Genomic DNA, 6,948 nt, shown 5'->3' with positions numbered 1-6,948 from the left:
TTCGCCATCTACGGGCGGGTCGTGCTGCCGCTGATCGGCCCCGCCATGGGCACCCTGGGCCTGATCACCTTCATCAACTCGTGGAACAATTTCATCACGCCGCTGGTCGTCATGCGCTCGGTCGAAAACTATACGATCCCGCTGGCCCTGCGCAGCATGCAGGCGCCCAACAACACGGAGTGGGGCGCGCTGATGACGGGCGCCGCCATCGCCGTGCTGCCGTTGCTGCTGATGTTTTTTGTCGCCTCGAAGCGCCTGATCGAGGGCCTGACGCAAGGCGCCGTCAAAGGCTAGCACTCTTTTAATCCACTCACACTGACATGACCACCATGCATAACGACGACATTGACACCAATTTCCCCGCCACCTTCACCTGGGGCGTGGCCACCAGCGCCTACCAGATCGAGGGCGCCGCCGCCATCGACGGCCGGGGCCCCTCCATCTGGGATACCTTCAGCCATACGGACGGCAAGATCATCGACGGCAGCAATGGCGACGTGGCCTGCGACCATTACCACCGCTACGCGGAAGACGTGGAGCTGATCGCCAGCCTGGGCGTGAACGCCTACCGCTTTTCCATGTCCTGGTCGCGGGTGCAGCCCACGGGTTCCGGCGCCTGGAACGAGGCCGGCTTCGATTTCTATGGGCGCCTGCTCGACGCTCTGGCCGCCAAGGGACTCGATGCGCATCTGACCCTGTACCACTGGGACTTGCCGCAAGCCTTGCAGGACGAGGGCGGCTGGCTCAATCGCGCCACCTGCTACCACTTTGCCGCCTACGCGGCCGAGGTGGCGCGCCGCTTCGGCCACAAGGTGGCCAGCATCGCCACCCATAACGAACCGTGGTGCACGGCCGTGCTGGGCCACGGCACGGGCCAGTTCGCCCCCGGCATGGCCGACCCGGCCGCCGCCGTGCAAGTGTCGCACCATCTGCTGCTGTCGCACGGCCTGGCCATGCAGGCGATGCGCGCCGTTAATCCGCCCGCGAAACTGGGCATCGTGCTCAATCAATGGACGGCCACGCCGGCCACGGACAGCGCCCAGGACCGCGAGCTGGCCGAACTCGAATATGCGCGCTCGGTGCAGTGGTATATGGACGCCATCTTCAAGGGCCGCTACCCGGCCCTGGCCCTGAAACACGTCGACGCTTCTGCTTTATCCATCTTTGAAAACGATTTCATAGATATCAAGCAGCCCATCGATTTCCTCGGCGTGAACTATTACACGCGCGCTTTCATGAGCGCCGAGACGCCGCCGCGCAAGCCCGAGTGCAAGCTCGGTGTCAACGACATGGGCTGGGAAACCTATCCGCAAGGCTTGACGGAACTGCTGGTCGGCCTGCACCGCGAATACCGATTGCCGCCCGTCTACATCACGGAAAACGGCATGGCCGTGGCCGACAAGCCCGTCGACGGCAAGATCCACGACGCGCCGCGCATCGAGTACGTGCAGCTGCACCTGGACGCTTTGCGCGCCGTGATCGCGCAGGGCATCGACGTGCGCGGCTATTTCTACTGGAGCCTGATGGATAACTTCGAGTGGAACTCGGGCTACGCCAAGCGCTTCGGCATGGTCTACGTCGATTACGCCACGCAGCAGCGCAGCTTCAAGGACAGCGCCCTGTGGTACCGCGACTTCATCGCCGCGCAGCGCGCATCCCACGCCGCCGTCCTGGTCGAGGAGCACTGACATGGCCGCCATTTCCCTGCGCGGCATCCGCAAGACCTACGGCGACGGCCCGGAAATCGTCAAGGGGCTGGACCTCGATATCCATGACGGCGAATTCATGGTTTTTGTCGGGCCGTCCGGCTGCGGCAAGTCGACCCTGCTGCGCATGATCGCGGGGCTGGAAGACATCAGCGCGGGCCAGCTGCGCATCGGCGACCTGCTGGCCAACGACGTGGCGCCGGCCGAGCGGGGCATCGCCATGGTCTTCCAGAGCTACGCCCTGTATCCGCACATGACGGCGCGCGACAACATGGGTTTTGCCCTCAAATTGGCCGGCAAGGGGGAAGCGGAAGTGCGCGCGGCTGTCGGCAAGGTGGCCGAGATTTTGCAGATCACGCACCTGCTCGAGCGCAAACCCAAGGCCCTGTCGGGCGGCGAACGCCAGCGCGTGGCCATCGGCCGTTCCATTGTGCGCCAGCCCAAGGTGTTCCTGTTTGACGAGCCGCTGTCCAACCTTGACGCCTCGCTGCGCGTGCAGACGCGCATCGAGCTGGCCAAGCTGCACCAGGAACTGGGCACGACGATGATCTACGTGACCCACGACCAGGTCGAAGCCATGACCCTCGGTGACCGGGTCGCCGTCTTCCACGGCGGCCACCTGGAGCAGGTGGGGGCGCCGCTGGACCTGTACCGCCATCCGGCCAGCAAGTTCGTGGCCGGCTTCATCGGCGCGCTGCGCATGAACTTCTTGCCGTGCGGCGCCGTCCCCGCACTGGCCAGCCAGCTTGGCGGCGAGGCGGGCATGCTGGTCGGCATACGTCCCGAACACCTGCGCCTGGTGCCGCGCCACGAAGGCTATGGCGCCACGGTGACCCTGATCGAGCAGCTGGGCGACGCGCAAATCATCCACGCGATGCTCGACGGACGCATCGACGGCGGCTCGCACGCGGTGGCCATCAAGCTGCATGGCGAGGCGCGCCACAGTCTGGCGCAGGGCAGCGCCATCGGCTTTGCACCGGAAGAAGGCCATGCCTTTCTATTCGACACGGCCGGGCGCGCCGTGGCTACCCATTGACCCCGCACGGAGGCGACATGACTTCAGATTGACACCCCAAAAATGTGCAGCAATAGCCAAAGAGCTATGTGATCATCAATCAACCAGCGGTACAGGAGACAACAACAATGCAACAGCTCAAACGCAACACCATCGCCCTCAGCCTGGCGCATGCGACATTCGCCCAGTTCATCTTGCTGGGCAGCGGCGCCGCCATGGCCCAGGAGGCTGCAGCCACCGACGCGGCAAAGCCGGCCGCCGAGCAGATGGACCGCATCGTCGTCACGGCCACGCGCCGCAATACCTTCGTGCAGGAGACGCCGCTGGCCGTCACCGCCTTCAACCAGGATACCCTGCAAAACAACCAGGTCAAGGATCTGGCATCGCTGGCCACCATGGTGCCCAGCCTCGTCGTCGAGCAGCATGGCGACTCGGGCGGCGTGCACGTCTACATGCGCGGCGTCGGTTCGGCCAACCACACGGAGCTGGGCGACCCGGCCGTCGCCTTTTATGTCGACGGCGTGTATTCGCCGCGTCCGCAGGGCGCCACGGCGCTGATGTATGACCTGTCGCACGTCGAGGTGGCGCGTGGACCGCAGGGCACCCTGAACGGCCGCAATTCGACGGCCGGCGCCGTCAACCTCGTCTCCGCCGCGCCAAGCACGGCCAAGTTCATGGGCTCGGCCGGCATCACTGTGGGCGACAAGCGCCACCTGCAGACGCAGGGCATGATCAATATCCCGTTTTCCGACGACGTGGCGCTGCGCATCGCCGCCATCAAGGATAGCCACGACGGCACGGTGGACTTCCGCCGCGGCTCGAACGTCATGCCGGGCACGGCGAAGTATGGCGCCGGCGACCAGATGGGCGTGCGCGCCTCGCTGCTGTGGAAGTTCACGCCGCAGCTGCGCGGCACCTTCATCGCCGACTACTTCCTCGACCAGGGCGCCGGCAACGTCTACCTGGCGGCTGAACCGAAACGGGGCGAGAAGCTGCGCTCGGCCCTGATCGACACGCCGGGCACCCTGGACCAGTCCATTCTGACCTACAAGGGCAAGCTCAATTACAAGCCGACCGATGCGCTGGACTTCACGTACCTGGGCAGCTGGAGCCGCTACAAGCGCCAGAACAGCAACGACTCGGATGCGGGCCTGTTCCCCGGCTTCAAGTCGGAAAACCGCACGGACTGGGCGCAGTTCGACAGCTATTCGCACGAGCTGCAGGCGCGCTCGGACGACGACGCGCCGTTCCAGTGGGTGGCCGGCCTGTTCCTGTTCAATGAAAAGAACAAGGTGCGCTTCGACATCGACCGCAGCCAGATTTCGCAGGCGGCCGTGCAGCAGGATATCGCCAACGGCGCCGTGATCTTCGTGCAGCCGACCGTGGGTCAGTATGCCTCGTCGATGTCCTTCATCCAGGGCGACCGCCAACTGAAGTCGAAGGCCGTGTTCGGCCAGGTCAGCCAGCAAGTGACGGACCAGATCAAGCTGACGGCCGGCGCGCGCTACACGAAAGACCATAAATTCGACGTCGGCGGCAAGAACTGGGCGTGCCCGAACTGGCCCGCGAACACGCCGCTGGGCACCACGGTCCTCACTGCGGACCAGCTGCGCCAGCTTGTCACGCCGGGCACGGGCCTGGCCAACACGCACAATATCGGCCCGGGCGGCGCCATCACGGCCGCCACCTGCGGCAGTGCGCCAGGCGACAATACGGCCGACCTGAAATACGGCCAGGCCACCTGGCTGGGCCGCATCGAGTACAAGCTGCGCCCGGACATTCTGCTGTTCGGTTCCGTGACGACGGGCTTCCATTCGCCGGCCATCGGCGACGGCGGCGCCACCACCAAGCCGGAAAAGCTGACCAGCTATGAAATCGGCTTCAAGTCGGACTTGCTGAACCGCGAACTGACCCTGAACCTCGACGCCTTCCTGATGAAGTACAAGGATAAGCTGGAATCGCAGGTGGTCAACAGCGTGCTGGCCAACTTCAATGCGGCCGGCGCCACCGTCAAGGGCCTGGAAGCGGAATGGGTGTGGCGGCCAACGAAGGTTGACCGCCTGACGGGCAACGCCACCTGGTTGAAAGCCGTGTATGACGACTTCATGTCGTGCGACGTCGATGCGGCGCGTGCGAATGGCCAGTCTTGCGGTTCGACGGCGCCATTGGTGAACGTGGGCGGCAGTACCATGAAGCATGCGCCGAAGTTTTCCACGACCGTGCAGTACGAGCATGATTTCAATGTCGCCGGCGGCCAGATCACGCCGCGCGCTTCGGTGCACTATGAAACCATGTCGTATGTGGGGGCGGGCGCGTTCAACGGCGACGTGCCGGGCCACGCCGGCGTCAAGCGCCAGGAAGCCTACACGACCCTGGACCTGAGCCTGCGCTTCCAGCCGGCCAACAAGGCCTACACGGTGGAAGCGTTCGTGCAGAACGCCACCGACAAGGCCGTCAAACTCGACGTCAATGAAATCTGCACGGACGTCGGCATGCCATGCCAGCCCACGCAGCAGATCTACGGCGCTTTCTACAACGCGCCGCGCACGTTTGGCGCGCGCGTGTCGATGAAGTTTTAATCAGGCAGTGTGAAAGAGCAGTTGCGGTAGCAGTCCACTCAGTAGGGAAGGTGTTGGGCCGGGGTTCTTCCCCGGCCTTTTTTACTCTAACGTCGCCTGCACGCTGGCGATGCCGACCTGCGCGCTGCCTTCGGCCAGGCGTACATTGACGTTCTGGCGCGCCTGCAGCTGCGCCGGCGAGCGCACGATATTCCCTTTTTCATCGCGCAGTATCGCGTAGCCGCGCTCCAGGGTGCGCTGGGGATTGAGCAGTTCCAGCTGCGCCGCCAGGCCGTCGAGGCGGTGGCGCCGCTGGCCCAGCTGCTGCGCCATGGCCGCGCCGCTGCGCCGCTGGGCTTCCAGCAGTTGCGCGCGCGCTGCCGTGACGTCGGGCCGCAAGTTGGCCCAGCGCGAGCGCAGACGTTCCAGCGCGTACTGCGACTGGTTCACGGGCGCGCGCGCCGCATGCGTCATGGCCGTCGACAGGGCCAGCAACTGCAAGCGCTGCTGCTGCAGCTGCGCCTTCGGGTTGAGCAGGCGGCGGCTGTGGCGGTCCAGGGTTTGCGCCGCGTCGTCGAGGCTGCGGCGCATGGCACGGCGCAAATCGGCCGCATCGGCGCGCAGGGAAGCCATCCAGTCGGCGCGCGGCGTGGCCGCCAGTTCGGCCGCCGCCGTCGGCGTGGCCGCGCGCAGGTCGGCCGCGAAGTCGGCGATGGTGAAATCCGTCTCGTGTCCCACGCCGCTGATCACGGGCATGGAACAGTCGGCAATCGCATGAGCGACGGCTTCATCGTTGAACGACCACAGATCCTCGATGCTGCCGCCGCCACGGCACACGAGCAGCACGTCGCACTCGGCCCTTGCTGATGCCGTGCGGATGGCGTGCGCGATTTTTTCCGGCGCCTGCTGGCCCTGCACGGGCGTGGGATACAGGATGATGTTGACGTGCGGTGCGCGGCGCTTGAGCGCGATCAGCACGTCGCGCAGGGCGGCCGCTTGCGGGCTGGTGACGATGCCGATGCTGCGCGCGAACATGGGGATGGCGCGCTTGCGCTCCTGGTCGAAGAGTCCCTGCGCGGCCAGCTTTTCCTTCAGGCGCTGGAACGCTTCGTACAGGGCGCCCACGCCGGCGCGGCGAATGGCTTCCACGTTGATCTGGTAATCGCCGCGCGCGCCGTACAGGGTGACGAGGGCGCGCACTTCAACCTTGTCGCCTTCGCGCGGCGTGAAGCCCGCGTACTGGGCGCGGCCGCGGAACATCACGGCGCGCACTTGGGCGCCATCGTCCTTCAGGGTGAAGTACCAGTGGCCGGAAGCGGCGCGCGTGAAGTTGGAAATCTCGCCGGCGATCCAGGTAAGGGGGAACGAGCGCTCAAGCAGGCGCGCGACGGCCTGGTTCAGGGCGCTGACGGTCAGCACGGGTGGGGCGGCAAAGCCGCTGTCAGTCGGGTTGTCGGTCATCATAAAGCTGGGAGCGGGAAGGGAACTGTCCACATATTATCGGCGAGGTCATGCTTATGTCATATATCGCGCAAAACAACAAGTTCTATTTCTAAGTAATTGATTTCATGACGAATTCCCGTATGCCTGATTTGCGTGCACAGAGAAAAAAACCTTTAATATCAAGCACATCAGTGTGGCCCCTGCCACTTACGCACAAAGTTATCCA

General features: G+C 64.9%; 5 protein-coding genes. 4 read left to right on the top strand and 1 reads right to left on the bottom strand.

The features are described 5' to 3' along the window. The 4 genes from ASN89_RS20965 to ASN89_RS20950 form a co-directional block, all read left to right on the top strand. Positions 1–294 (top strand): carbohydrate ABC transporter permease (locus ASN89_RS20965; RefSeq protein ID WP_161911788.1); only part of this gene is annotated, 294 nt, incomplete at its 5' end. A 26-nt stretch (positions 295–320) separates the two neighbouring features. Beyond that, positions 321–1,688 carry a GH1 family beta-glucosidase gene (locus ASN89_RS20960; RefSeq protein ID WP_058050629.1) on the top strand — a complete coding sequence of 456 codons (1,368 nt, stop codon included), beginning with the start codon at positions 321–323 and terminating at the stop codon, positions 1,686–1,688. A 1-nt stretch (position 1,689) separates the two neighbouring features. Next, positions 1,690–2,742, top strand: a complete 1,053-nt coding sequence (locus ASN89_RS20955) for an ABC transporter ATP-binding protein (protein ID WP_058050628.1) — start codon at positions 1,690–1,692, stop codon at positions 2,740–2,742. A 107-nt stretch (positions 2,743–2,849) separates the two neighbouring features. Then, positions 2,850–5,300, top strand: coding sequence for a TonB-dependent receptor (locus ASN89_RS20950; RefSeq protein WP_058050627.1), 2,451 nt, complete (start codon positions 2,850–2,852; stop codon positions 5,298–5,300). 81 nt (positions 5,301–5,381) lie between these two features. Here the strand turns inward: ASN89_RS20950 and xseA are convergent, their stop codons facing one another. After that, on the bottom strand, positions 5,382–6,743 hold the full coding sequence (xseA, locus tag ASN89_RS20945; RefSeq protein WP_058050626.1) for an exodeoxyribonuclease VII large subunit: 1,362 nt from the start codon (positions 6,741–6,743) through the stop codon (positions 5,382–5,384). Between the last annotated feature and the right edge of the window lie 205 nt (positions 6,744–6,948).

Source organism: Janthinobacterium sp. Ant5-2-1, assembly GCF_001445815.1.
Lineage (GTDB): Bacteria > Pseudomonadota > Gammaproteobacteria > Burkholderiales > Burkholderiaceae_D > Janthinobacterium > Janthinobacterium lividum_E.
The sequence above is the reverse complement of the archived record's forward strand: the minus strand, read 5'-3'. Positions and strand labels throughout refer to the sequence as shown.

Bases quoted from the DNA above. Each gene is read 5' to 3' on its own strand.
- ASN89_RS20960 (WP_058050629.1), top strand. From the start codon at position 321: ATGACCACCATGCATAACGACGACATTGACACCAATTTCCCCGCCACC.
- ASN89_RS20955 (WP_058050628.1), top strand. From the start codon at position 1,690: ATGGCCGCCATTTCCCTGCGCGGCATCCGCAAGACCTACGGCGACGGC.
- ASN89_RS20950 (WP_058050627.1), top strand. From the start codon at position 2,850: ATGCAACAGCTCAAACGCAACACCATCGCCCTCAGCCTGGCGCATGCG.
- xseA (WP_058050626.1), bottom strand. From the start codon at position 6,743: ATGATGACCGACAACCCGACTGACAGCGGCTTTGCCGCCCCACCCGTG.